General features: G+C 62.9%; 20 protein-coding genes and 1 tRNA gene. 10 read left to right on the top strand and 11 right to left on the bottom strand.

The window, feature by feature from the left end; genetic code table 11:
- Positions 1 to 32 precede the first annotated feature (32 nt).
- Positions 33 to 5,081 (top strand): autotransporter outer membrane beta-barrel domain-containing protein, encoded by a 5,049-nt coding sequence (locus X771_RS1000000165785; RefSeq protein ID WP_198025804.1) that lies wholly within the window; start codon positions 33 to 35, stop codon positions 5,079 to 5,081.
- Positions 5,082 to 5,251: 170 nt separating this feature from the next.
- Here X771_RS1000000165785 and X771_RS162115 read toward each other — a convergent pair whose 3' ends face one another.
- The 6 genes from X771_RS162115 to X771_RS162140 form a co-directional block, all read right to left on the bottom strand.
- A complete protein-coding gene (locus X771_RS162115; RefSeq protein ID WP_050587391.1) occupies positions 5,252 to 6,484 on the bottom strand; it encodes a MalY/PatB family protein in 1,233 nt (410 codons plus the stop codon).
- 49 nt (positions 6,485 to 6,533) lie between these two features.
- A complete protein-coding gene (locus X771_RS162120; protein ID WP_023686477.1) occupies positions 6,534 to 7,673 on the bottom strand; it encodes an amino acid ABC transporter permease in 1,140 nt (379 codons plus the stop codon).
- 3 nt (positions 7,674 to 7,676) lie between these two features.
- Positions 7,677 to 8,864 carry an amino acid ABC transporter permease gene (locus tag X771_RS162125; protein ID WP_023686476.1) on the bottom strand — a complete coding sequence of 396 codons (1,188 nt, stop codon included), beginning with the start codon at positions 8,862 to 8,864 and terminating at the stop codon, positions 7,677 to 7,679.
- Between the two features lie 170 nt (positions 8,865 to 9,034).
- Positions 9,035 to 10,048 (bottom strand): amino acid ABC transporter substrate-binding protein, encoded by a 1,014-nt coding sequence (locus X771_RS162130; protein ID WP_023686475.1) that lies wholly within the window; start codon positions 10,046 to 10,048, stop codon positions 9,035 to 9,037.
- Between the two features lie 152 nt (positions 10,049 to 10,200).
- Positions 10,201 to 11,160 carry a LysR family transcriptional regulator gene (locus X771_RS162135; protein ID WP_023686474.1) on the bottom strand — a complete coding sequence of 320 codons (960 nt, stop codon included), beginning with the start codon at positions 11,158 to 11,160 and terminating at the stop codon, positions 10,201 to 10,203.
- Positions 11,161 to 11,441: 281 nt separating this feature from the next.
- Positions 11,442 to 11,531: transfer RNA gene (locus X771_RS162140), tRNA-Ser, on the bottom strand.
- Between the two features lie 360 nt (positions 11,532 to 11,891).
- Between X771_RS162140 and X771_RS162145 the strand changes: the two genes are divergently transcribed.
- The 3 genes from X771_RS162145 (at position 11,892) to X771_RS162155 (ending at position 14,320) form a co-directional block, all read left to right on the top strand.
- Entirely contained in the window at positions 11,892 to 12,638 is a 747-nt protein-coding gene (locus tag X771_RS162145) for a hypothetical protein (protein WP_023825482.1), read from the top strand.
- Positions 12,639 to 12,754: 116 nt separating this feature from the next.
- Positions 12,755 to 13,078: a hypothetical protein gene (locus tag X771_RS162150; protein ID WP_023671119.1), complete on the top strand. Its 324-nt coding sequence runs from the start codon at positions 12,755 to 12,757 to the stop codon at positions 13,076 to 13,078.
- A gap of 252 nt (positions 13,079 to 13,330) precedes the next feature.
- The gene (locus X771_RS162155; RefSeq protein ID WP_023671120.1) at positions 13,331 to 14,320 is read left to right on the top strand and encodes a BMP family ABC transporter substrate-binding protein; all 990 of its coding nucleotides are present in this window, start codon (positions 13,331 to 13,333) and stop codon (positions 14,318 to 14,320) included.
- Between the two features lie 398 nt (positions 14,321 to 14,718).
- On the opposite strand, the gene X771_RS162160 is transcribed toward X771_RS162155, so the two are convergent.
- Positions 14,719 to 15,132 (bottom strand): hypothetical protein, encoded by a 414-nt coding sequence (locus tag X771_RS162160; RefSeq protein WP_023686472.1) that lies wholly within the window; start codon positions 15,130 to 15,132, stop codon positions 14,719 to 14,721.
- A gap of 13 nt (positions 15,133 to 15,145) precedes the next feature.
- Entirely contained in the window at positions 15,146 to 15,352 is a 207-nt protein-coding gene (locus X771_RS162165) for a SlyX family protein (RefSeq protein WP_196813821.1), read from the bottom strand.
- Between the two features lie 219 nt (positions 15,353 to 15,571).
- Here X771_RS162165 and X771_RS162170 point away from each other — a divergent pair, with 219 nt between their 5' ends.
- The 6 genes from X771_RS162170 to deoA all read left to right on the top strand — a co-directional run bounded on the left by X771_RS162170 (position 15,572) and on the right by deoA (position 21,862).
- Positions 15,572 to 17,104, top strand: a complete 1,533-nt coding sequence (locus X771_RS162170) for an ABC transporter ATP-binding protein (RefSeq protein WP_023686471.1) — start codon at positions 15,572 to 15,574, stop codon at positions 17,102 to 17,104.
- Positions 17,101 to 18,240 carry an ABC transporter permease gene (locus tag X771_RS162175; RefSeq protein ID WP_023686470.1) on the top strand — a complete coding sequence of 380 codons (1,140 nt, stop codon included), beginning with the start codon at positions 17,101 to 17,103 and terminating at the stop codon, positions 18,238 to 18,240. The genes X771_RS162170 and X771_RS162175 overlap by 4 nt, the downstream gene beginning before the upstream one ends.
- 1 nt (position 18,241) lies before the next feature.
- Entirely contained in the window at positions 18,242 to 19,213 is a 972-nt protein-coding gene (locus X771_RS162180) for an ABC transporter permease (RefSeq protein WP_023686469.1), read from the top strand.
- A gap of 106 nt (positions 19,214 to 19,319) precedes the next feature.
- A complete protein-coding gene (cdd, locus tag X771_RS162185; protein ID WP_023683183.1) occupies positions 19,320 to 19,712 on the top strand; it encodes a cytidine deaminase in 393 nt (130 codons plus the stop codon).
- Between the two features lie 12 nt (positions 19,713 to 19,724).
- On the top strand, positions 19,725 to 20,543 hold the full coding sequence (locus tag X771_RS162190; RefSeq protein ID WP_023686468.1) for a purine-nucleoside phosphorylase: 819 nt from the start codon (positions 19,725 to 19,727) through the stop codon (positions 20,541 to 20,543).
- Entirely contained in the window at positions 20,543 to 21,862 is a 1,320-nt protein-coding gene (gene deoA / locus X771_RS162195) for a thymidine phosphorylase (RefSeq protein ID WP_023686467.1), read from the top strand. Before X771_RS162190 ends, deoA begins: the two co-directional genes overlap by 1 nt.
- Before the next feature lie 9 nt (positions 21,863 to 21,871).
- Here deoA and X771_RS162200 read toward each other — a convergent pair whose 3' ends face one another.
- The 3 genes from X771_RS162200 to X771_RS162210 all read right to left on the bottom strand — a co-directional run bounded on the left by X771_RS162200 (position 21,872) and on the right by X771_RS162210 (position 24,288).
- The gene (locus tag X771_RS162200; RefSeq protein WP_023686466.1) at positions 21,872 to 22,429 is read right to left on the bottom strand and encodes a TIGR02281 family clan AA aspartic protease; all 558 of its coding nucleotides are present in this window, start codon (positions 22,427 to 22,429) and stop codon (positions 21,872 to 21,874) included.
- A gap of 129 nt (positions 22,430 to 22,558) precedes the next feature.
- A complete protein-coding gene (gene upp / locus X771_RS162205) occupies positions 22,559 to 23,188 on the bottom strand; it encodes a uracil phosphoribosyltransferase (protein WP_023671129.1) in 630 nt (209 codons plus the stop codon).
- A 128-nt stretch (positions 23,189 to 23,316) separates the two neighbouring features.
- On the bottom strand, positions 23,317 to 24,288 hold the full coding sequence (locus X771_RS162210) for an adenosine deaminase (RefSeq protein ID WP_023686465.1): 972 nt from the start codon (positions 24,286 to 24,288) through the stop codon (positions 23,317 to 23,319).
- Between the last annotated feature and the right edge of the window lie 6 nt (positions 24,289 to 24,294).

The raw sequence follows: 24,294 nt of genomic DNA, 5'->3' as shown, positions 1-24,294 counted from the left end.
CTTCGCGCACTCAGGAATCAGGGAGCTTAGGCATGGCGGAGCGGATTGCGCGTGATGGGTTTTGGGTTTTGCATCTCGCGCGCTTGCCGCAAGTCGTGTCGCTTCGCTCCGGCACTTCCGCCTTGACGATCCTAACTGTTGCCCTTGCGCTGAGCGCCGCGCCGGCTCGGGCCGATGGCGGCAATGGTAGCAGCGCAGGCGCTGGACAAGGTGGCGTTGACGGCGCGCTCGCGAGTGCCACGGGTCAGAATGCCGCCAATGGCGCGACCGCTGGTGGCGGTGGTGGCGGCATTGACCTCACGACGGGTGACGGGGCGCCAGGAGGATCGGGAGCGGTAAGTGGGACAGCCAACAACCCAAATGGCGTTGCCGGTGCCACTGGTGCTACGGGTCTGGTCATCTCGACAGACGGGACCATTGCAACCAGCATCAGCGGCGGGGCCGGCGCTTTGGGCTCCCCTGGCACGAATGGCGTCGTCAGGAGCGGCGGCGGTGGCGGTGGCGGTGTGGGCGTCAGTGCCACGGCCGACGTTACAGTCACTGGCACAGGATCGGTGAGTGGTGGCACTGGCGGCCGAGGTGGGACCAATGGCAACAGCGGCAGCGGTGGTGGCGGCGTCGGCATATTCTCGTCCGCAAACGTGTTTGTAGAGGCGGGCGGCAGCGTTACCGGCGGCACGAGTCTTTCCACAATTGGGGTCCAAGCAGGTGGTGGCGGCGGCGCAGCTGCCATCGTCCTGATGGGCGGCGGGACAATCCAGAACAGCGGGAATCTGCTCGGGGGTGCCGGTGGAAGAACAGTTCTCGGCGGCGGTGGGGACGGTGGCGCCGCTGTTCTGCTGCTTTCAGGTGGAACCGTCATCAACAAGCTAGGTGCGACGATCGTTGGCGGCAGTGGCGGTCAGGGCTCCTTGGCAGGCGGCGATGGCGCCGCAGGGATCAAGGGCGCCAACATCGCGGTCATCAATGCGGGTACGATCAGCGGCGGTGCCGTCGGCACCGGTGGCGGAACGCCGGCAGCCGGCAAAGCCATCCAGTTCACCGGCGGCGTCAATTCGCTGGAGATTCAGGCCGGCTCCACCATCATAGGCAATGTGGTCGCTTTCAGCGCCGCGGATACATTCAAGCTGGGTGGCGATATCAGCGCCAGTTTCGGTGTGTCGCAGATCGGCGCTGGCGCCAAATATGACGGGTTTGGGTTCTACGAGAAAAACGGAAACAGCACCTGGACCCTAACGGGGACGACAACTGCCGTCACGCCTTGGACCTTGTCCGGCGGGACCCTGCAAATTTCGAGTGACAACAATCTGGGCGCCCTCTCGGGCGGCTTGACCTTCGACGGCGGCACGTTGCGCACGACCACCAGCTTCGCCACCAATCGCAATGTCCTGATCAATTCGACCGGCGGGTTCGACACGGTGGCAGGCACGCAGTTGGACGTGTCAGGCCAGGTGACCGGCACCGGCACACTGGTCAAGAGCGGCGCCGGCACGCTCAACGTCAGCAATTTGTCCAACAGCTATACGGGTGGCAACATCGTCAATGCAGGAACGCTTGCCGGCAACACCGTGGCGATCCGTGGCGACATTCTGGACAACGGCGCTGTCTCGTTTCTCGACCTCGGCCCCCACACCTTCGGCGGAAATATCTCCGGCTCGGGCAGCGTCGACATCGAAGGCTTCGGCACGCTGACGCTGACCGGTGCCAACACCCACAGCGGCGGCACCAAGGTCGGGACCGGCAAAAGCATTTCGGTCGCGTCGGACCAGAATCTGGGTGCCGCTACGGGCCTGCTGACACTCGACGGCGGCGAACTCGGCACGACAGCAAGCTTCGCCATGAGCCGCGATGTCAAGCTCACTTCCGCCTATGGCTACTTCCGCGCGGCGGCGGGTACGACGCTGACCGCGAATGGCGAGCTGAGCGGCGTGGGCGGCGTCTACAAGGAGGGCGCCGGCACCCTGGTGCTCAACGGCGACAGCACCTATTCCGGCCGCACCACGGTCGACGGGGGCAAGCTCGTCGTCGAAGGTTCGCTTGGGAATACCGAAACGACGGTCAACAGCGGCGGCACGCTGGGCGGCTCCGGCTCGATAGGCGGCGCGGTGATCGTCGCCGATGGCGGCGTGCTGGCCCCCGGCTCCAGTCCGGGTACGCTTACGGTCGGATCGCTCAGCCTGAGCTCCGGTTCTATGCTCGACTACGAGCTCGGCCAGGCAGGAATTGTCGGCGGCGGTGTCAACGACCTGATCGAGGTGACCGGAGCGCTGACGCTGGACGGCAGCCTCAACATCACCGATGTAGGCGGCTTTGGCCCTGGCGTCTACCGGCTCATCAATTATGGCGGCGCCCTCACCGACAATGGTCTCGAACTCGGCAATCTGCCGGCCGGCGTCACGGCGGCCGATTTGACGGTGCAGACTTCTGTCGCCAACCAGGTCAATCTTATCAGCAGTGTCGGTAACGACCTGTTGTTCTGGGACGGTGACGCGGCCGGGAATGCCAACAACGATCTGGTCGACGGCGGCAACGGCACGTGGACGGCGACAAGCCTGAACTGGACGACGAGCACCGGCCTGGTAACTGGCGCGATGAAGCCGCAGCCCGGCTTCGCCATCTTCCAGACGCTCGGCGGCACCGTCATCGCCGACGGCAGCGCCGGCGCGCTTGCGATTACGGGCATGCAATTCGCCGCCGATGGCTACCGCATCGAAGGCGACGCCATCACGCTTGATGGCGCTGGCGGCGAGAGCATCATTCGGGTCGGCGACGGCACGGTGGCCGGAGCAGGTTACACCGCCACCATCGCCTCCGTGCTAACCGGGACCAGCAGCCTGACCAAGACCGATGCGGGCACGCTGGTGCTGTCCGGCGCCAACACCTACACGGGCGGCACCACCGTCCTGGGCGGCGTGCTATCTGTTTCAGCCGACAACAATCTCGGCGTTGCCGCTGGCGGCCTGACGCTCTCCGGCGGGACGCTGCGCAACACAGCGGCGTTCAGCTCGGCGCGCGACGTCACGCTTTCGTCGGCCGGCGGCACCTTCGACACTGTGGCCGACCTGACCTTGTCCGGTGCGATCTCTGGCGCTGGCAGCCTTGCCAAGACCGGCGCCGGCACGCTGACGCTTACGGGAACGAACAGCTATGGCGGCAACACGTTGGTCAGCGCTGGCACGCTGGTCGGCGATGCAACCTCGATTCGTGGCGACATCGGCAATTCCGGCACTGTCGTGTTCGACCAGGCGGCGGACGCCAGCTTCGCCGGCGATATCTCCGGCACCGGCGCAATGATGAAGGATGGCGCCGGCGTGCTGACGCTGTCAGGCACGTCGCTGCTGGACTGGACCGTCAATCAAGGCGGCCTCGCCTCGGCAGCCGAGCGCTTCGGTGGCGATGTCGCGATCGGCGCCGGCGCCTCCTTCACATTCGACCAAGTCGCCTCCGCCAGCTATGCCGGCGTGCTCTCGGGCGCCGGTACGTTCATCAAGGACGGCCAAGGCACGCTGCTGCTTGCGTTGGACAACTCAGGCTTTACCGGCGCCACTACGGTCAGCGGCGGCACGCTTGCCGCGGGCGCTGCGAACGCGTTCAGTTCCTCCTCGCAGTTTTCCGTCGCCTCGGGCGCCACGCTCGATCTTGCCGGCACGTCCCAGACGATTGCGGGGCTGAGCAACGCCGGAACGGTGCGCATCGCGGGTGGCGTCCCAGGCGACACACTTACCGTAAGCGGCGACTATGTCGGCAATAGCGGCGCCGTCGTTCTCAACGCTGCGCTCGGTGGTGACGGTTCGCCGACAGACATGCTGGTGATCGCCGGCAACACGTCAGGGACGGGTACCCTTCAGGTCGTCAATTTCGGCGGGTCGGGCGCCCAAACGGTCGGAGGCATCAAGATCGTCGACGTCGGCGGCGTCTCAAACGGCAGCTTCTCGCTCGACGGCAATTATACCTTCGAAGGCGATGCAGCGGTCGTCGCGGGCGCCTACGCATACAGGCTCTACAAGAACGGCGTCAGCACACCGGCCGATGGCGATTGGTATCTGCGCTCGGCCCTGGTCAACGGCGATCTCGATCCGCAGCCACTCTATTCGCCCGGCGTGCCGCTGTACGAGGCCTATGAAGGGGTGCTGCAGGCCTTCAATGAACTGGGCACCATGCAGCAACGCATCGGCAATCGGTCGTGGGGCGAGGGTGCTACACCGCAAGGTGCGGACCTGCCAGGCCAGGGCTCGGTCGACGGCAAGGCGATATGGGCGCGCATCGAAGCTGCCCATGCCGAGATCAAGCCGGAGACGTCGACCTCCGGCACGAACTATGACGTGACCACCTGGAAGCTGCAGGCCGGCGTCGATGGCCTGCTGCACGAAAGCGACGCCGGTACCCTGATCGGAGGGATTACGGCCCACTACGGAACCGCGTCGTCGGACGTCTCCTCGATCTTCGGGGCAGGGTCGATCGCTGCCACCGGCTACGGCGTCGGCAGCACGCTCACCTGGTTCGGCAGCGGTGGCTTCTACGTCGACGCGCAGGCCGAGGCGACATGGTATGACAGTGACATCCGGTCGGCCACGCTGGGCACCACGCTTGCGGACGGCAACAACGGTTTCGGCTACGGGCTGAGCATCGAGACCGGACAGAAGATCGCCCTCAACGGCAACTGGTCGCTGACGCCGCAGGCCCAGCTTGCCTATTCCTCGGTCGACTTCGACGCGTTCACCGACCCGTTTGGCGCCGTCGTGTCGCCCGGCAGCAGCAACAGTCTCGTCGGCCGGCTCGGCCTCTCCGCCGACTATGAAGACCAGTGGGTGGACGATGCCGGGCAGGTAAGCCGTACGCACATCTATGGGCTCGGCAACCTCTACTATGACTTCCTCGACGGAAATGATGTCGATGTGTCTGGCACGAAACTGGTCAGCGAAAATCAGGCGCTGTGGGGCGGTGTCGGCCTTGGTGGCTCGCTGAGCTGGGCGGACGGCCGCTACGCCGTCTTCGGAGAAGGGACAGCGCGGACAAGCCTCAAGGATTTTGGCGATAGCCACGCCCTGGGCGCCAAGCTCGGGTTCGCTGTGAAATGGTAGCGGCGATCGAGATGGACATGTCGACCTTGGCTTGAGGGTCGGGTCCGGCACGGCTGCCGAGGTCTATGGAATCCGGACTTGCGGTCATCCGGCTCGTCGGCCCTGGACGTTTCCTTACCGGCTGCCGGCATCAAGTACCAGGCTCGCATCCGAAGCACCCTGGCGCTCGATCACAGGGATGCCAGCGCGCTGGACATGCGCTCCAGCCCTTGCCGCAACAGGGGACGCGGGCAGCCGACATTCAGGCGGATGAAGCCTTCGCCGCCAGGCCCATAGACGCGGCCATCGTAGAGATTAACCCCGGCCCGATCGACAAAGAACTTCTGAATTCCACCCACTCGGCGATCGAGCGCGCACGCATCCAACCACACCAGAAACGATGCGTCGGGCCGCATGGGCGTGATGCCTGGAAGGTGTTCACTGGCGAACTCGCAAACCAGATCGATGTTGCCGGCGATGTAGCGCGTGAGTTGGTCGAGCCATGGCGCGCCGCTGCTGTAAGCAACCTCCAGGGCCAGGCGGCCGAAAAAGTTCGCATTCACCATGAATGACGCCTGCATTGCGGCAAGAAGCGCCTCGCGGCGCTTTTTGCTGGCTACCGAAATGGTTGCCGAAGGAACCCCGGCAAGATTGAAAGTCTTCGTTGGAGCGGTGCAGATGAACGATTTCTCCGCAGCATCTTCCGAGATGGAGGAGAAGACGATGTGAGGACGATCCGACAACCTTATGTCGCAGTGAATGTCGTCCGATATCACCAGGATCCCATGGCGCTCGCAGACGTCGTTGAGCGCCGCCAATTCTTCGCGTGTCCAGGCCATTCCGGCAGGGTTGTGAGGATTGCACAGCAGGAATGCCTTGGCACCGCCGGCCGCCAGTTTCTCGAAATCATCCAGATCGAGTTCATATCTGTTGTTCTGCAGCCTCAGCCGGTTCGTAAGCAGAACCCGCCCGTTTCCCTGAACAACTTCGAAATAGGGCGAGTACACGGGCGACTGCACAATGACGCCGTCACCGGGCTTGGTGAAGGTTCGCAGTATCGCAGCCACGGACGGCATGATCGCCGGCGCGGGAAGCAAGGTCTCCAGTTTCGGCGACCAGTTGTGCCGGTGCGCGAACCACGATTGCACGATCTCATAGTGGCGCGGATCGCGGCGTGTGTAGCCGTAAATGCCATGCTCCGCAGCCTCGCGCAGTCGCGCGATAACGGTTTCCGGAGCGCGGAAGTCCATATCCGCCGTCCACAGCGACAGCAGGTCCTGGCCCTCGACCTGGGGAGAGAACTCGTCCCACTGGTTGGCCCATTTGACGGATCCGAACTGCCGACGGTCGTGGATCTGGTCGAAATCTATTCCCGCGATATGTCGCTGCCCATGCGCCGATGCGGGCGTGTCTGCACAAGCCATTTGATAGTCACCTTGCCGCGGGCATTGCTTGTGGCATCATCATCGCCTCCTAGGATTTGTGGCCACGCGCCAATTGGCGCTCCATAGATTGCGAGTAACGCGACATGCCGAAGCAAAAGCTCCAGTAGACCAACCCCGCAAAGAGGTAGCCGGTTGATGAGATCGTCGGGCCTGCCCAGTTCGGATCGACGCGCGCCGTTTCGACGGCCTTCAGGAAATCCGCGATGCCGACGATGGCGACCAGAGTCGTGTCTTTGAACAGACCGATGAAGGTCGAGACGATGCTCGGTATGACGATCGTCAACGCCTGAGGGAGGACGATCAGGCGCATCATGTCGAAGTAGCCGATCCCGAGCGCCTTGGCCGCTTCGTGTTGGCCCTTCGGGATCGCCTGAAGGCCGGCTCTCACGACCTCGGCCATATAGGCGGACGAGAACAACGCTATCGCGATGAGCGGGCGCAACAGTCGATCAGGCGTCAGATAATCCGGGACGAAGAGCGGCATCATGAAGTTCGCCATGAACAACACTGTGATAAACGGCACGCCGCGGACGACTTCGATGAACGTGACGCAAACCGTCTTGACGAAAGGGAGTTCCGACCTGCGTCCAAGCGCCAGGATAACCCCGATCGGAAGCGAGAAGACGATACCCACGATCGACATCAGCAACGTGATCAAGAGACCGCCCCAGAGCGTCGTATCGATGACAGGCAAATGAAGCCAGGCAACGCCGCGCACGAGAACGAACGCGGCCACGGGGTAGACGAGGAAGAACAGCAACGCCGCCACTTTGCGCCGCGGAGCCTTCGTCCACAGGAGCCAACCGATGAGGATGGCGCCGATCGCCTGCGCAAGGTCCACCCGCCACCGCTCGGAAACCGGATACGCGCCGTATCGCAGGTAGTCGAACTTCTCGGCGATGAAAGGCCAGCAAGCCCCCTGGCTGTTCGCACGGCAAGCTTCATGGCCGCCGCTCCAGACCGCGTTGAAGATCGCAAAGCTCAGGAAGTGATGCAGCAGCCACGTGGCGAGGAGGACAAAGCATATTGTCAGCGCGCCTGAAGACGGCGTCGAAAACAGGTTCTTTTTCATCCAGCTCACTGGACCCGGTCGAACGTCCGCGGGAGGCGCCATGGCTGGTATGAGCGCGCTGATCACAATTGGCGAACGCATGGACTGATCGCTCATCCGTCACCTTTCAACAATTGCAAAATGTTGGTTGCACGCGTTCATGACCAACGACGTGGCAAGGGAGATGACGAGATAGACCGACAGAGTAATCGCCATGACCTGGACGGCGGCTCCGGTCTGATTGAGCACCGTGCCGGCAAAGATCTGAACGAGGTCGGGATAGCCGATGAACACGGCAAGCGACGAGTTCTTGATGAGGTTGAGATACTGGCTTGTCAAAGGGGGAATGATGATGCGCAGCGCCTGGGGAACGACGACCAGACGAAGCGTCTTGCCCGGCGCCAGCCCCAACGCATGCGCAGCCTCGGTCTGGCCCTTTGGCACTGCCTGGATTCCACCTCGCACGATCTCGGCGATGTATGAACCGGTGTAGACCGACAGACCGATCAGGAGAGCGGCAAACTCCGGATAGAGCTGATGCCCGCCTTGAAAATTGAAACCCCGCAGCTGCGGAGCGACGAACGAGACCGGCTCGCCAGCCGCCAGGAAAAGGACCAACGGAAATCCTGTCAAGATCGCCAGACTGACCAGAAGCACCGGCAGCTGCTTGCCCGTCCGTCTCTGGACGCTCCTGGCGCGAAACCAGAATGCAACGCAGCAGGAAATGGCCGCAACGAATGCCAGGCCCACCAGACCCGCTCCCGGATGCAAATGAATCTCCGGAACGATGAGGCCGCGATTGTTGAGGTAGATGCCGCCGGGAATGGCGATGGACGCCTTCGGCGAGGGCAACGGCTTGAGGACGGCGTTGTACCAGAACAGCAGCTGCAGCAATAACGGAACATTTCGCACAAGCTCGACATAGGCGGTCGCCACCTTCGAAACGATCCAGTTCGGCGACAGGCGGGCAACGCCGATGACGAAGCCAAGCAAGGTCGCAAACAGGATTGCGAGGACACTGACGTAGAGGGTGTTGACCACTCCCACCCAGAACGCCTGACCGTAGCTGGACAATGCATCGTACGGTATCAGGGTTTGATTGATGTCGAAGCCGGCAGACTCATTCCAAAAGTCGAATGAGAGCGGAATCCCCCGGACCCGCATATTCGATGCAGTCTGCATGCCGATGCCCAGGGCCAAGGCCAGCAGGCAGCCGGCGAGCAAGAGCTGGTAGAAGATGCCCCGCACCTTCGTATCGTGCAGCGACAACCTCCTGCGCGACGGCGCGGGAAGCGACAAATGGGACATGGGCTGTTCCTATCGGGTCCGTGCAAGGCGCTGACGGTAACACGCCAGCGCCTTGCAACCATGCCTTTGCCTAAAGCGCGTCGCCATTGAACGGACTCAGGCGACGCGCTTTAGGGTCTTCGTTATGCATGTCGTGTCTCAAAACCGGGGCCATTTTTGAGCGACATGCGTTAGCGGATCGGCGGAGCGTATTGAACGCCGCCTTGGTTCCAGAGCGCGTTCATGCCGCGCTCCATTTTCAGCGGCGAATCCTTGCCGACATTGCGATCAAACACTTCGCCGTAATTGCCGACCTGCTTGATCACCTCGACCGGCCAGTTATCGCCGAGCCCGATGTCCTTGCCTATGCTGCCGTCCACGCCAAGCAAGCGGCGGATGCTGGGGTTGTCCGACGATTTCATGGCATCGACGTTCTTGGAGGTGACCCCGTATTCCTCCGCGGCCACCATGACGTAGAGCGTCCACTTCGCCACATTGAGCCACTGGTCGTCACCCTGCCGCACGGCCGGGCCAAGCGGCTCCTTGGAGATCAGCTCGGGAAGAACAATGCTGTCGTCCGGCTTGGCCATGCGAAGCCGCGACGCGTTCAAGGTGGAGGTGTCTGCGGACAAGACGTCGCAACGTCCCTCCTCATAAGCCTTCACTACAGCTTCCTCGTCTGCGAAACCAACCGTCGTGTACTTGATCGACTGCGAGCGAAAATAATCGGCAAGGTTCAACTCGGTCGTGGTGCCCTGGGTGACGCATATCGATGCGCCGTCAAGTCCCTTGGCTGACGTGATATTGTCCGCCTTGCGCACCATGAACCCCTGGCCGTCATAGAAATACGTGCCGGCAAACAGTATGCCTAGCGACGTATCGCGGGACGATGTCCAGGTTGCGTTGTGGGCGAGAATGTCGATCTCTCCCGACTGCAAGGCGGTGAAGCGATCCTTTGGCGTCAATGGGATGAACTTGACCTTTTGCGCGTCCCCGAGCACGGCAGCGGCCACGGCGCGACAATAATCGACGACAAATCCGGTCCATTTGCCTTCATTGTCGGGAAGGCTGAAGCCAGCCGTGGCCGAATTCGTGCCACAGGTCAGCACGCCATTTTTCTTGACATTATCGAGGGTTGCGGACCACGCCGAGGAGGCGGTGCACGCGATGGCGAGGGCAAGTAGGCCCTTGAACGTTGATCTCATTTCGGCATTCCCCTGTTATTGTTGAAGGGAATGTGCTCTCCAGCCCAAGTATTCGTCAAATCGATTGTTCTCATGGTGAAAATGAGCGCTGCTCATAGTTGCGAAGCACTCCCAGCTGAAAAGCGGTTGAGTGGTGAAGCAGCGCGCGCGACCTATTTTACGGCCGACCCCGGTGCTCCGACGGTGCCTTGGTGTCTCTTGCTCCGCGATTCGTTGTAGATTCCCACGATAATTTCCCGGAGCCACCTGGTTCCCGGGTCATTCGCCATCTGGCGGTGAACAATAAGCCAGGCATTCACATTCGCTATCGGAAGGGGTGGCGGGACCAACGTCACCTCACTCCTCTCATCCAGCATTTGCAGGATGGCATCACCGCAATGGGTAATCAGTTCAGTGCCGCGAAGCGCCCAGGGCAGCACCGGATAGTTCGAGATGGTCGCAACGACATTGCGGCGAAGACCCATCTGTTTGAGGGCGGCATCCGCGAGGCCTTCCGCCAGGCCATCTGCGGAAATCTGGAGGTGGGAACTGGCCAGATAGGTTTCCAGCGTCATTGCGCTTCTGGCGATCTTGCTTCCGCTCCACACTGCGCAAAACAATCGGTCCTGGCCAAGCTCCACCTTCAAGAGACCTGGGTCGTCGCGTATCGCTGCTCCCGTCAGCGCGCAGTCAACTTGTCTCAGATAGACCGATGAACCGATTTCGGGTCCGTTTGCGGGAATGACGTTCAGCGTCGCGCCAGGAGCTTGCCTGGAAAATTCTCGAATGAGGCCCGGGATGAAAACCATGGCATGATAATCTGTAAGTCCAACGCGAAAGTTGCGCCGCGTCGTTGCTGGATTGAAGATCTGATGCCGGTCGATCGATGCGCGGATCGTTGCGAGTGCGGCGGAAATATTCGACAGCAGCTCAACTGCCCGGGGAGTTGGCCGCATCTCGCCGCCATCTCTGGTGAACAATTCATCCTGCAATAGATACCGAAGCTTCGACAGGGAGTGGCTTACAGCTGATTGTGTTCTGCCCAATTCGGTAGCCGCCCGCGTCACGCTCCTTTCCCGCATCATCACGTCAAAGACCCGCAATAGATTGAGGTCGATATCGTTATAATTCATGGAATTACCTCATCTGCGACCTGAGACCGCACCAGGCGGCACTAACGTTGGTTGCGACGGTGACAGATGGGGCACGAAGAGTGAAGACAGAGGTCCGGCTACGCCTTTGAAACTCTGGCGGTTGAACAGGTGACGGCGACCGCCGGATCGCTCCGCGGCATTTCTGCGCCTGGCTTGGCGAGCAAGCCGGCAATCCGCCATGAACCCAGGGCGAGCATGTGAAGTAAAGTCAGCCGCACCCGCTGGGATGGAAAATCGCAGCGGTTTCAATGGCTTGATAATGGCGGAGAGAGCGGGATTCGAACCCGCGTTACGGTCTCCCGTAAACACACTTTCCAGGCGTGCGCCTTCAACCACTCGGCCACCTCTCCGTCCTTGCATTCGCGCCCGGCCGGTTTTGCCACGCGGGTTGGGGAGATGCATCCCTTTGGGATTTGCGGGAAGACCCGCTTGATGGACACCGCCAACCAGCGGATGCCCTTCCCGGCGCCCGTCAATCAAACAGGCGCGGGGCTCATCTAGTCGATCCGGCGCCGAATGCCAAGCCATAACGGCAGTCTATTCGCTTTGCCGGCCATGCATCGTTTCGCGGGGCGTTGAACGGCTCCGCTTCTAAGGCGCTTCGGTTCTGAATGGTGTGCACGGGCAAGGCGGCAGGGCCGGCCGCGCTTGACTTCGCCCCTCGCCACCTGTCGAGTGCGGCGGAGGCTTTGCGGGGGCAACGTCCAGACGTGACATCGAGCAATGAACAGCCGGCCAGCGGAACGCCGGCCGGAGGCATGCCAGGCGGGCTGACGCCCGCAGGGCCTCCGGACAGCGGGCTGTCCTTCGTGCCCGTGGTCTGGCTCCTCTTCGTCATGGCATGGTCGGTCTACTGGCTGGTCTCGGCGCGGTGGCTGTTCGAGAGTTCCGGCGTGCCGGACAGGATCTTCTATTTCGTGCTTGGCGGACTGGCCTTCGACATCGTCACCATCGTGTGGGGGCTTTATCTGCTCGGCCTCGCCTTCAGCCGTTCCGCGCGCTTTCCGCGTCATTTCACCATCTGGCAGATCACCACCATCGCCTGGCGGCTGGCCGAGCAGGTCTATGCGCTGACCGTGCCCGATTTCACCGTCTCCGCCAGGGAGCTTGCGATCGCCGCCACCGAAATCGTCATCGGCCTGTTTTGCATTTACCTGCTGCGCCGCCGCGACGAGGCCAAGGCCTTTTATGCAAGGCCGGAAGCGCAGGCACCGTCAGCCTTTGGTTCGATCGTCGCCGCGCTGGCCGGCATCATCCTCGGCGCCGTCGTCGGCACTGTCGCCGGCTTCGCGCTTGGCGCGGGGATCGCCGAAGCCACCGACATCAGCTGTTTCGAAGGCGGCTGCGGCTACTTCGCGGTGTTCATCGGCCTTGCCGGGCTGGTGGTCGGGGCCATTGGCGGCGGCGTCCTCGGCGTCTGGCTCGTCCATCGGCGGAGCCGAAAGGTGGCCATATAGGCGGGCGATAGGCTTCAAATTCGCGTATGGCGATTGCACGCGGGGCGTGCGCATTCTATTCCTCGCCTTTGACCGGAAGGTCCTCGGGAGGAACTTGAGGACCGGGGAAGATTTCGATGTTGCGTTTTTTGTTTCGCCTCGCGGCCATGATCGCACTCTCGGTCGCCGTCATCATGGCCGTGCTCGACGCGACGCGCTCGGTGGCGGCTTCCACATTGGTCATGACGCCGCTGAATTCGAGCTGGCTGGCGGTTTCGCCCGACACCCGCGCGGCCTTCGAGACCTTCGTGCGCGCCAAGGTCAATCCGACGATATGGGATGGCGGCATCGCCTGGGTGCTTGCCCAGCCGGGGTTTGCCGTGTTCGCGGTGCTTGCCTTCATCCTCTATGCGATCGGCTACCGGCGCCGGCGGCGCGGCGGAGAATTCGCGCCGGGCTGATGGGTTGTCCCAGCGGACTTGCGACGACAACGCGGCAATCGTCCACAGCTGTCACCGCATTGGGCATGTTTTTCCAACGGGGGGCATGCTTTTCCAAAAGGTCAAAATTCCGCGTGAATTTTGTTTCGGGCCGTGCCAGATTGCCTTGAGCGGGAGGGGAGTACACTCCTGGCTGATGCCGCATGCCTGCCGGAGAACCGGGCAGGCGGGCGGCGCGTAACGGAAAAAAATAACCGACAGGGTGTGGATCACATGAAACGTATCGTTCTCGGCCTCCTGGCCGCAACCGCAATGGTTCTTCCGGCTTTCGCCGCGGATGTCCAGCCGGCCATCCTCTACGATCTCGGCGGCAAGTTCGACAAATCCTTCAACGAGGCTGCCTATCACGGCGCCGAAAAGTTCAAGACCGAGACCGGCACCGCCTATGTCGAGTTCGAAGTGTCGAACGCCTCGCAACGCGAGCAGGCGCTGCGCCGCTTCGCCGAGGACGGCCGCAACCCGATCGTCATGGCCGGCTTTGCCTGGGAGGATGCGCTGAAGGTGGTCGCGAAGGAATATCCCGATCTCAACTTCGCCATCATCGACGATGCCGTCGATATGCCCAATGTCCGTTCGCTTGTGTTCAAGGAAAACGAAGGCTCCTATCTCGTCGGCATCATGGCGGCGATGGCCTCGAAGTCCAAGAAGGTCTCCTTCATCGGCGGCATGGACATTCCGCTGATCCGCAAGTTCGAATGCGGCTATGTCGGCGGCGCCAAGGCGGCCGGTGCGACCGACGTCATCCAGAACATGACCGGCGACACGCCCGCGGCGTGGAACGATCCGGCCAAGGGCGGCGAGATCGCCAAGACACAGATCGACCAGGGCTCCGACGTGGTCTATGCCGCGGCCGGCGGCACCGGCGTCGGCGTGCTGCAGGCGGCGGCGGATGCCGGCAAGCTCGGCATCGGCGTCGATTCCAACCAGAACGGCCTGCAGCCCGGCAAGGTGCTGACCTCGATGCTGAAGCGTGTCGACGTGGCCGTCTACACCGCCTTCATGGACGGCAAGAACGGCACCTTCAAAGGCGGCCTGCAAAATCTCGGCCTCAAGGAAGGCGGAGTCGACTACGCCATGGACGACAACAACAAGGCGCTGGTCACCGACGAGATGAAGGCGGCGGTCGAAAAGGCGAAAGCCGACATCATCGCCGGCACGATCCAGGTGCACGACTACACCGCCGACAACGCCTGCCCGTATTGATCGGCAAGTTATTTCTTTGTTTTGACGCAATTCCGGACGGAAAACCGCTTCACACTTTTCCTGAAATTGCTTTAGGTTTCGAACCGCCGGGTGAAAGCCCGGCGGTTTTGTTTTTGGAGGGTTGGAAGGACGTTGAAGATTGGCGAAGATCTCGGCGACGTCCGATCTCCCCCCTTGCGGGGGAGATGCCTGGCAAGGCAGAGGGGGGTGCTGTCCCTCGGCCTAACAGCCAATTCACCGTTCATTCCCAACGGAAGCCATTAAGGTTGGCGATCCTTCACACCCCCCTCTGGCCTGCCGGCCATCTCCCCCGCAAGGGGGGAGATCGGCAGTTCCGGCGTTGCGGGCTCGGCGAAGCTGAGACGGAGAGGGGAGCGCCGTATGCGGTTGGCCGTAGGTCAGGGCAGAAGCGCACTTCCTGTCGACAACAGACCGACGAGATAACCCACCGCAAACACCACGATCAGCGCGATGGCGATGACGGCGCCACGCCGGCCGCCGAGCGAATGCACGCCGACGCCATAGGGCTTCCGCTCCAGTCTGCTGATCACCGGCTTTACCTCGTCCTGGCCGACTACACGCATCTGCGGCAGTTCGGCGATGCGTTGCGAGATCAGCTGCCAGCGATCGCTGCCGCCCGATGGCCGCCCCGTGCGATCGAAGACATGCATACGCTCGGCCAGCCGCATCACCGTGTCGCGGAAGGCAGGGTCGATCTCAAGGTCGCGCTCGGCGCGCTCGCGGTCGCGATCGTTCATCAGGCCAAGCACATAGTCGCCGGCCCGCGCAACGCGATCGCTTTCACTGGCCATCGGCTGCTCCTTGCTACCAGTGCGGCGGTTTGGTTATCGGCACGTCGGGTGCCGACTGTTCCTCCAGCGCCATGAAGCGCCCGGTCAGGGCATCGAGCTTGCGCTGCATGCGTTCGATCGCCGTCCACTGTTCGGCGATCTGGCCCGACAGTTCCTCGATGGTCTTTTCCTGCTCGGCGGCGCGGATTTCCAGCGTCGTCAGCCGGTCGACAGGCATGATCATTAAAAAAATCCTTCGGTCCTGACGCACGCAGTCGCAGAATTATGCGACTGTTGAGCCTTGCATATTAGTGAATGTGAAGGTCTCCGGCCACGTTCGAAATTGACAATCGCACCGGGATTTGTCGAGAGTGGCCACTGCGCCGCCAATTGGCACGGGTGGGGCATCATGCTAGGCGTTTTGACCAAGCGATAAAAAAATAAGAGTGGGACAGGCTGCATGGCGCAAGCCGCAATCGAACTGATCGGCATCAACAAGAGTTTTGGCGCCGTTCGCGCCAATCGCGACATCAATCTGGAGATCGCACGCGGCACCATCCACGGCATCGTCGGCGAGAACGGCGCCGGCAAGTCGACGCTGATGTCGATCCTCTACGGCTTCTACCAGGCCGACAGCGGCGAGATCCGCGTCGGCGGCAAGCCGGCGTCTATCAAGACTTCCAACGACGCCATCGCGCTCGGCATCGGCATGGTGCACCAGCACTTCATGCTGGTCGACAATTTCACCGTGCTGGAAAACATCATCCTCGGCGCCGAAAGCGATGCGCTGTTGAAAAAGAGCATCGCCAAGGCGCGCTCCGAACTGGAGCGGCTCGAGCGCGAATACGGGCTGGAAGTCGATCCCGACGCCATCATCGAGGAATTGCCGGTCGGCCTGCAGCAGCGTGTCGAAATCCTGAAGGCGCTTTATCGCGGCGCCGAAATCCTGATTCTCGACGAGCCGACGGGCGTGTTGACGCCGGCCGAGGCCGACCATCTGTTCCGCATCCTCAGGCAATTGAAGGACCAGGGGAAAACGGTGGTGCTGATCACCCACAAGCTGCGCGAGATCATGGCCATCACCGACAATGTCTCGGTCATGCGCCAGGGCACGATGGTGGCGACGCGCGAGACCAGCAAGACGACAGTCGGCGAACTGGCCGAACTGATGGTCGGACGGCGCGTGCTGCTGCGGGTCGAAAAGGGCGAGACGGAGGCCGGCGCGGTCAAGCTCGCGGTCAAGAACCTGACGGTGAAAGACCAGCGCGGCGTCACCATGGTCGACGACATCTCCTTCGATATCCACGCCGGCGAGATCGTCGGCATTGCCGGTGTCGCCGGCAACGGCCAGTCCGAACTGCTCGAGGCGATTTCCGGCATCAGGCGCGCGGTTTCCGGCTCGGTGATGCTCGATGGCAAGCCGATCGACCTGACCGGGGCCGCCGATCCCGGCGAGTTGCGCGACCGTGGGCTCGCCCATGTGCCGGAGGACCGCCATCATGTCGGCCTGGTGCTGGCCTTCGAGGAGAACGAGAATTCGATCCTCGGCTACCATGACGACCCGCGCTACCTGAAAGGGCCGTTCCTCAACATCGACGCCATCATGGCCGATGCCAAGGACAAGATCGAGAAATATGACATCCGGCCCGGCAATCCGCGTCTGAAAACGGCGAATTTCTCCGGCGGCAACCAGCAGAAGATCGTGCTGGCGCGAGAAATGGAGCAGGACCCCGGTGTTCTGATCGTCGGCCAGCCGACACGCGGCGTCGATGTCGGCGCCATAGAATTCATCCACAAGCGGCTGATTGCCATGCGCGACCAGGGCAAGGCGGTGCTGGTGGTGTCGGTCGAGCTCGACGAGATCCGTTCGCTGTCCGACCGCATCCTGGTGATGTTTGCCGGGCGCATCGTCGGCGAACGCGGCCCGGAGGCGACCGAAGGCGAGCTTGGTCTGCTGATGGCAGGCGTCGATCGCCAGGAGGCGGCAGAGTGAGCACGCCTTACGCCAAGCTGCCGGCCTGGGCCGATTATGGGCTGATCCCGCTGATCAACCTGTCAGTGGCTTTCATCGTTGCCGGTTTCGTCGTCATGCTGGTCGGCGAAAACCCGTTTCGTGCCGCCGTCATCCTGGTCGAGGGCGCTTTCGGCAAGGGAACCGGCATTGCCTTCACGCTGTTCTATGCCACCACCTTCATCTTCACCGGCCTGTCGGTGGCGGTGGCCGCGCATTGCGGCCTGTTCAACATCGGGACCGAGGGCCAGGCCTATATTGCCGGCCTTGGCGTGGGCGTGGTCTGCCTCGCCTTCGACACTGTGCTGCCGTGGTGGCTGACCTTTCCGCTGGCGATCGTCGCCGGAGCCGCCGTCGGTGCGCTGTGGGCGCTGATCCCGGCCTATCTGCAGGCCAAGCGCGGGTCGCACATCGTCATCACCACCATCATGTTCAACTTCATCGCGGCCTCGATCATGGTCTACCTCCTGGTCGGGCCGTTGAAGCCGGCGGCGTCGCAGGCGCCGCAGACGCGCAACTTCCTCGCCGGCGCCGAACTGCCCAAACTCAACTGGATCATCGAACTGTTCGGCGCCAAGATCCGCTCGGCGCCGTTCAACATCTGCTTCCTGCTGGCGCTGCTCATGGCATTCCTGGTCTGGCTGCTGATCTGGCGCACCAAGCTCGGCTACGAGATGCGCACCTATGGCCACAGCCCGAAAGCGGCGCGCTATGCCGGCATTTCGGAGACCCGCATCATCATCATCGCAATGATGATTTCGGGCGCGCTGGCCGGCATGATGACGCTGAACCCGGTGATGGGCGACCAGCACAATGTGGCGATCGATTTCGTCTCCGGCGCCGGCTTCGTCGGCATCGCCGTGGCGCTGATGGGCCGACTGCATCCGGTCGGCATCGTGCTGGCGGCGATCCTGTTCGGCATGCTCTACCAGGGCGGCGCCGAACTTGCCTTCGAAATGCCGGCGATTTCCCGCGACATGATCGTCATCATCCAGGGCTTGGTCATCCTGTTTGCCGGTGCGCTGGAGCACATGTTCCGGCCCTACGTCCAGGCGCTGTTCGCCTCGTTCAGTCCAAGGTCGGTCGGCATCGAAGCGGTCAAAGGGAAGGGCGCCTGAGATGGACGTCTTCATCGCCATCGTGCAGATCCTGGACTCGACCATACGCCTGTCGGTGCCGCTGCTACTCGCTTGCCTCGCCGGCCTCTATTCGGAACGCGCCGGCGTTTTCGACATCGGGCTGGAAGGCAAGATGCTGGTCGGCGCCTTTGCAGGTGCGGCCGCCGCTTCGGTCTTCCATTCGGCCTTCCTCGGTCTCGGCATGGCGATCGTGATGTCGGTCGCCTTTGCCCTGGTGCACGGCTTCGCCTCGATCACCCATCGCGGCAACCAGATCGTCTCCGGTGTGGCCATCAACTTCGTCGCCGCCGGCTCGACCATCATTCTGGGCCAGGCCTGGTTCCAGCAGGGCGGGCGAACGCCGGCGCTGCAGCCGGGCGAGCGTTTCGAGGCCATCACTCTGCCTGGTGCTGCCACGATCCACGATGTGCCCATCATTGGGCCGATCTATTCCGAGCTGCTCTCTGGCCATTCGATTCTGGTCTATCTCGCTTTCGCCATGGTGCCGTTCACCTGGTGGGTGTTGTTTCGAACCCGCTTCGGCCTGCGCCTGCGCGCCGTCGGCGAGAACCCGGCCGCCGTCGACACCGCCGGCATCTCGGTCGCCTGGCTGCGCTACCGGGCGCTGATCTGCACCGGTGTGCTGACCGGCATTGCCGGCGCCTACCTCTCGATGGTGCAGAATGGCGGCTTCGTGAAGGACATGACCGCGGGCAAGGGCTACATCGCACTGGCGGCGCTGATCTTTGCCAAATGGCGACCGGTCAACGCTATGTTCGCCTGCCTTCTGTTCGGCTTCCTCGACGCGGCGGCGATCCGCCTGCAGGGTTCGCCGCTACCGTTGATCGGCAAGGTGCCGGTGCAGTTCATGCAGGCGCTGCCCTATGTGCTGACCGTGATCCTGCTTGCCGGCTTCATCGGCAAGGCGATCCCGCCGCGCGCCGGCGGCGTGCCCTATGTCAAGGAACGTTGATCCGGGCGCCCAGGAGCACTGTGTCGAACATGCGGCTGGTGCTCGAAAGGCGCCAGGAAACGCAAATGGCCGGGTTTTGAACACGATCGTCGGAGAGAACGTCTAGATGTCGCATGATCTGTTCGAAGCCGCGCAGGAGGCCATGGCCAAGGCCTACGCGCCCTATTCGAAGTTTCCGGTGGGTGCGGCGTTGCGCACCGAAGACGGCCGTGTCTTCACCGGCGCCAACATCGAGGTCGCGTCCTATCCGGAAGGCTGGTGCGCCGAGACCACGGCGCTCGGCCATTACATCATGGGCGGTGGCGGCAAGATTGTGGAAATCGCCGTCATTGCCTCACGCATGGCCAAATGCTCGCCCTGCGGCGGCTGCCGGCAAAGGCTGGCGGAATTCTGCCGGCCGGACACAAAGCTCTATCTTTGCGACAACACCGGCGTGGTCGAGACCGTGACCATGGGCGACATGCTGCCCTACGGGTTTCGTGGCGACATTTTGAAGTGAGAGTTGGCTGATATGAAGGAAGCTCTGGACCACCTCGTTGAAAGACTGGACGGGTTGGCGCCAACAACGGCGATGGTGCTGGGGTCGGGCCTTGGCGGGCTTGTCGACCAGGTCGAGAATGCCGTGCGCATCTCTTATGCCGACCTGCCGGGTTTCCCCCGCAGCGGGGTGACTGGCCATGCCGGCGAGGTGGTCGCGGGGCTTTTCGCCGGCACGCCGGTGCTGATGCTGTCCGGCCGCGCCCATTACTACGAGCACGGCGTTGCTGCTGCAATGCGGCCGGCGCTGGAGGTGCTTGCCGGCATCGGCATCACCAAGCTGATCCTTACCAATGCCGCCGGCTCGGTCGATCCCGACATGCTGCCAGGATCGGTGATGCTGATCACCGATCACATCAATTTCTCCGGCTCCAACCCGCTGATCGGCGAACCGAGCGACCGCCGCTTCGTCGGCCTGACCGAAGCCTATGATGCCGGCTTGCGCGCGGCGATCGAACGGGCGGCGAAGGCGACAGGGACGGCGCTGCACAAGGGCGTCTATATGTGGTTTTCCGGTCCGTGTTTCGAAACCCCTGCTGAAATCCGCATGGCGCGCGTCATGGGCGCCAATGCGGTAGGGATGTCGACCGTGCCGGAGGTCATTCTCGCCCGCTTCCTTGGGCTTCGCGTAGCCGCCTGTTCGGTGATCACCAATCTCGCCGCCGGGATGACCGGGGCGGAACTGTCGCACCAGGAGACCAAGGACATGGCGCCGATCGGCGGCGCACGGCTGGCGACGATCCTTGCGCATGTGTTCCAGGATGGGTTGCCGGAGCCGAAGGGCGCTGCCTGATGCTTCCGCAGGAAATCATCCGCCGCAAGCGCGACGGCCAGAAACTGTCCCCGCAGGAGATTTCGGCCTTCGTCGCGGGCGTGACTTCGGGCAGCGTCTCGGACGGCCAGGTCGGCGCCTTCGCCATGGCCGTGTTCTTCAACGGCATGAACCGCGACGAGGCGGTGGCGCTGACGCTCGCCATGCGCGATTCCGGCGATGTGCTCGACTGGTCGGACCTGCCGGGTCCGGTCACCGACAAACATTCGACCGGCGGCGTCGGCGACAATGTCTCGCTGATGCTGGCGCCGATCGTCGCCGCTTGCGGCGCCTATGTGCCGATGATCTCCGGCAGGGGCCTTGGGCATACCGGCGGCACGCTGGACAAAATGGATGCCATCCCAGGCTATATCAGCCAGCCGGATATCGCGCGCTTCCGCAAGACCGTGCTCGAGACCGGCTGTGCCATCATCGGCCAGACCGCCGATCTCGCGCCCGCCGACCGTCGCCTCTATGCGATCCGCGATGTGACCGGAACGGTGGAATCGGTGCCGCTGATCACTGCCTCTATCCTGTCGAAGAAACTCGCGGCCGGCCTGCGGTCGCTGGTGCTCGACGTCAAGGTCGGCAATGGCGCCTTCATGGAGAAGTCGCGCGACGCGACAGCACTGGCCAACAGCCTGGTCGAGATCGCCAACGGCGCCGGCCTGAAGGCCTCGGCGCTGGTCACCGGTATGAACGAGCCGCTGGCGTCGGCGGCCGGCAACGCGGTCGAGGTGCGCAACGCCGTCGATTTCCTCACCGGAAGGTTCCGCGACAAGCGACTGGAGGATGTGACGCTGGCGCTGGCCGCCGAGATGCTGCAATCGGCAGGGCTGGCGTCGTCCAATCAGGACGGTCTCAGGCGCGCGGCCGAGACGCTGGCCGGCGGCCGCGCGGCAGCCGCCTTCGCGCGTATGGTCGCAGCCCTTGGCGGTCCCGCCGATTTCGTCGAGAAGCCGGAAAAATACCTGCCGAAAGCGGCGGTGGAGTTTGCGGTCAAGGCGGCAGGCAACGGCTTTGCCACCGGCATTGCCACCCGCGATATCGGCCTTGCCGTGGTCGGGCTCGGTGGCGGGCGTACGCGGCCGGACGACAGGATCGACCATGCGGTCGGCATCACCAGGCTGCTGCCGCTCGGCGCCGAGGTGCGGACCGGCGAGCCGCTGGCGCTCGTCCACGCCCGCACGCAAGCGGAGGCCGAAGCGGCCGCAGCCGCCGTGCTTTCGGCCTATACGATCGGGGCGTCGAAACCAGCCGCCGACAAGACTGTCATCCGGCGCGTGCTGCCGCGCGGGTAGCGGAAGGCGCTACTGCACCAGCAACAGTGTGCCGTTTTCGACCTGGTATTTTGCCAGCCGCTGCAAAAAGCTCATGCCGATCAGGTTGGTGCGCAGCGCCTTGTCGTCGAGGACCACGGCCTGGATGTTGTCGACGCTGATCTTGCCGATCTGCAGGCGGTCGATGTTGACCACAGCGGCCCTGATCGCGCCATTGGCGGTGTTGACCTGCTGGTTGAAGTCCGACGGGTTGAGCGAGATGCCGATGCGGCGCGCCGTCGAGGTGTTGATGGCGACCAAAGTGGCGCCGGTGTCGATCATGCCGTCGACCTGGCGGCCGTTGAGCTTGAAGGCGGAGGTGAAATGGCCGCGCTCGTCGGCCGCCACCAGGACCTTGCGACCGGTGGGCAGCGGTGCGGCCGGCTTGTCGGGAACCGAGGCGAGGCTCAGCTCGGGCTGCGGTTGCGGCTTGCCGGCGACGGTCGACTTCAACAGGTTGTCGAGAATCTGCGGGTTCGACTGATAGACGATCGGGATCGATGCCGACGTTCCGGCGAACACGCCCAGAATGAGAAGCTTGCGCAGCATGAATGGACCTTCGTGAAGGCCCATTCTTGCCCACGTATGGTGTGTGCCGATTTAACGCCAACCCGAAACCGCGGCTTTGCGTAAACGGGCGGTAAACGACTGGATGTCAGCTGGCCTTGCCAGCCGCCGTCATTTGGTTCCGTACATGCGGTCGCCGGCATCGCCGAGGCCGGGCATGATGTAGCCCTTCTCGTTGAGCTGGCGGTCGATGGAAGCGGTAAAGACCGGGACATCCGGATGCGCCTTGGTGAAGCGCTCGATGCCTTCTGGCGCCGCCAGCAGGCAAAGGAAGCGGATGTTGGTGGCGCCGCGCTCCTTCAGCTTGTCGATGGCCGCGATGGCCGAGTTCGCGGTCGCCAGCATCGGATCGACGACGATCACCAGCCGGTCGGCGAGATCGCTCGGCGCCTTGAAGAAATATTCCACCGCCTCCAGCGTTTCGTGATCGCGGTAGAGGCCGACATGCGCGACGCGGGCCGCCGGGACCAAGTCGAGCAGGCCTTCGAGCAGGCCATTGCCGGCGCGCAGCACCGAGGCGAAGACCAGCTTCTTGCCTTCCAGCGTCGGCGCTTCCATGGTTTCCATCGGGGTTTCGATGGTCGTCGTCGTCAGTTCGAGGTTGCGGGTGACCTCGTAGCCGAGCAGCAGCGAGATCTCGCGCAGCAGCCGCCGGAAGCCGGCGGTCGACGTCTCCTTCTTGCGCATGATGGTCAGCTTGTGCTGGACAAGCGGGTGGTCGACGACGGTGACGCCCTGCATGGGTTGCTCCAGTGAATGGTGAATAGTGAATAGTGAATAGTGAGCAGGTTTGCGAGTCCCGATGGATCGATCATTGCCGTTGACAGGCCGAACCGCCGGCAAACCAATCACCAATCACCAATCACCAGTCACCTCTTCGCATCGAGCCGGGCAAGCAGCGCGCTTTTCGTCTTCCTGTCGACGAAAGCCGCTTCGATCGCCGTCCTGGTGACGGCGGCCAGCGCCTTTTCGTTCATGGCGAAATGCTCGGCGGCGATGTCGTATTCGCGCTTCAGCGAAGTCCAGAAATAGGGCGGGTCGTCAGAATTCAGCGTCACCTTGCAGCCGGCTGCCTGCAGCGCAGGGAAAGGGTGATCGGCGAAACTGTCGTAGACCTTGAGCGCGATGTTGGAGCCGGGGCAGCATTCCAGCACGATGCCCTCATCGGCGATGCGCCGCACCAGATCGGGGTTTTCGATGGCGCGCACGCCATGGCCGATGCGCGACGGGCGGATATGGTCGAGTGCGGCCTGCACCGTCTCCCAGCCGGTCAACTCGCCGGCATGGATGGTGATGCCAAGACCCGCTTCACGGGCGATCTCGAAGGCCCTGACATAATCCTCCATCTCGCCCATGCGTTCATCGCCGGCGACGCCGAAGCCGGTGACCAGCGGATTTCCGCAGCGCGCGGCAAAACGCGCCGCCTGCTCGATCGATTCGACGCCGACATGGCGTACGCCGGTGACGATCATGCGGCCCTCTATGCCGGTCTTGGCTTTGGCGCGCAGCATGCCTTCGCCGAGCGCATCGGTGTAGGCCTTGGGCGACAGGCCGGCCCTGACGGCATGGTCGGGCGAGGTGAAGACCTCGGAATAGATGGCGCCGTCCCGGGCAAGGCTGGTCAGATAATGGTCGGCGAGGCGGGCATAATCCTCCTCGGTGCGGAACAGGTCGGCGGAAAAATCATAAGCCGCCAGGAACGAGGTGAAATCATGCCAGACGAAGGAGCCGTTCTGGATATAAAGCGAGGTGTCCTTGCCGTATTTCTGCGCCTGACGGATGACGAGTTCGGGCGCCGCTGCCCCCTCGATGTGGCAGTGCAGTTCTGCTTTCAAAGGCATGCAGTT

It is taken from the genome of Mesorhizobium sp. LSJC269B00 (assembly GCF_000502815.1).
Lineage (GTDB): Bacteria > Pseudomonadota > Alphaproteobacteria > Rhizobiales > Rhizobiaceae > Mesorhizobium.
This window is presented reverse-complemented; position numbering and strand designations above follow the sequence as displayed.

Coding starts and splice junctions, on each gene's coding strand:
- X771_RS1000000165785 (WP_198025804.1), top strand. CDS start 33: ATGGCGGAGCGGATTGCGCGTGATGGGTTTTGGGTTTTGCATCTCGCG.
- X771_RS162115 (WP_050587391.1), bottom strand. CDS start 6,484: ATGGCTTGTGCAGACACGCCCGCATCGGCGCATGGGCAGCGACATATC.
- X771_RS162120 (WP_023686477.1), bottom strand. CDS start 7,673: ATGAGCGATCAGTCCATGCGTTCGCCAATTGTGATCAGCGCGCTCATA.
- X771_RS162125 (WP_023686476.1), bottom strand. CDS start 8,864: ATGTCCCATTTGTCGCTTCCCGCGCCGTCGCGCAGGAGGTTGTCGCTG.
- X771_RS162130 (WP_023686475.1), bottom strand. CDS start 10,048: ATGAGATCAACGTTCAAGGGCCTACTTGCCCTCGCCATCGCGTGCACC.
- X771_RS162135 (WP_023686474.1), bottom strand. CDS start 11,160: ATGAATTATAACGATATCGACCTCAATCTATTGCGGGTCTTTGACGTG.
- X771_RS162150 (WP_023671119.1), top strand. CDS start 12,755: ATGTTGCGTTTTTTGTTTCGCCTCGCGGCCATGATCGCACTCTCGGTC.
- X771_RS162155 (WP_023671120.1), top strand. CDS start 13,331: ATGAAACGTATCGTTCTCGGCCTCCTGGCCGCAACCGCAATGGTTCTT.
- X771_RS162160 (WP_023686472.1), bottom strand. CDS start 15,132: ATGGCCAGTGAAAGCGATCGCGTTGCGCGGGCCGGCGACTATGTGCTT.
- X771_RS162170 (WP_023686471.1), top strand. CDS start 15,572: ATGGCGCAAGCCGCAATCGAACTGATCGGCATCAACAAGAGTTTTGGC.
- X771_RS162180 (WP_023686469.1), top strand. CDS start 18,242: ATGGACGTCTTCATCGCCATCGTGCAGATCCTGGACTCGACCATACGC.
- cdd (WP_023683183.1), top strand. CDS start 19,320: ATGTCGCATGATCTGTTCGAAGCCGCGCAGGAGGCCATGGCCAAGGCC.
- X771_RS162190 (WP_023686468.1), top strand. CDS start 19,725: ATGAAGGAAGCTCTGGACCACCTCGTTGAAAGACTGGACGGGTTGGCG.
- deoA (WP_023686467.1), top strand. CDS start 20,543: ATGCTTCCGCAGGAAATCATCCGCCGCAAGCGCGACGGCCAGAAACTG.
- X771_RS162200 (WP_023686466.1), bottom strand. CDS start 22,429: ATGCTGCGCAAGCTTCTCATTCTGGGCGTGTTCGCCGGAACGTCGGCA.
- upp (WP_023671129.1), bottom strand. CDS start 23,188: ATGCAGGGCGTCACCGTCGTCGACCACCCGCTTGTCCAGCACAAGCTG.
- X771_RS162210 (WP_023686465.1), bottom strand. CDS start 24,288: ATGCCTTTGAAAGCAGAACTGCACTGCCACATCGAGGGGGCAGCGGCG.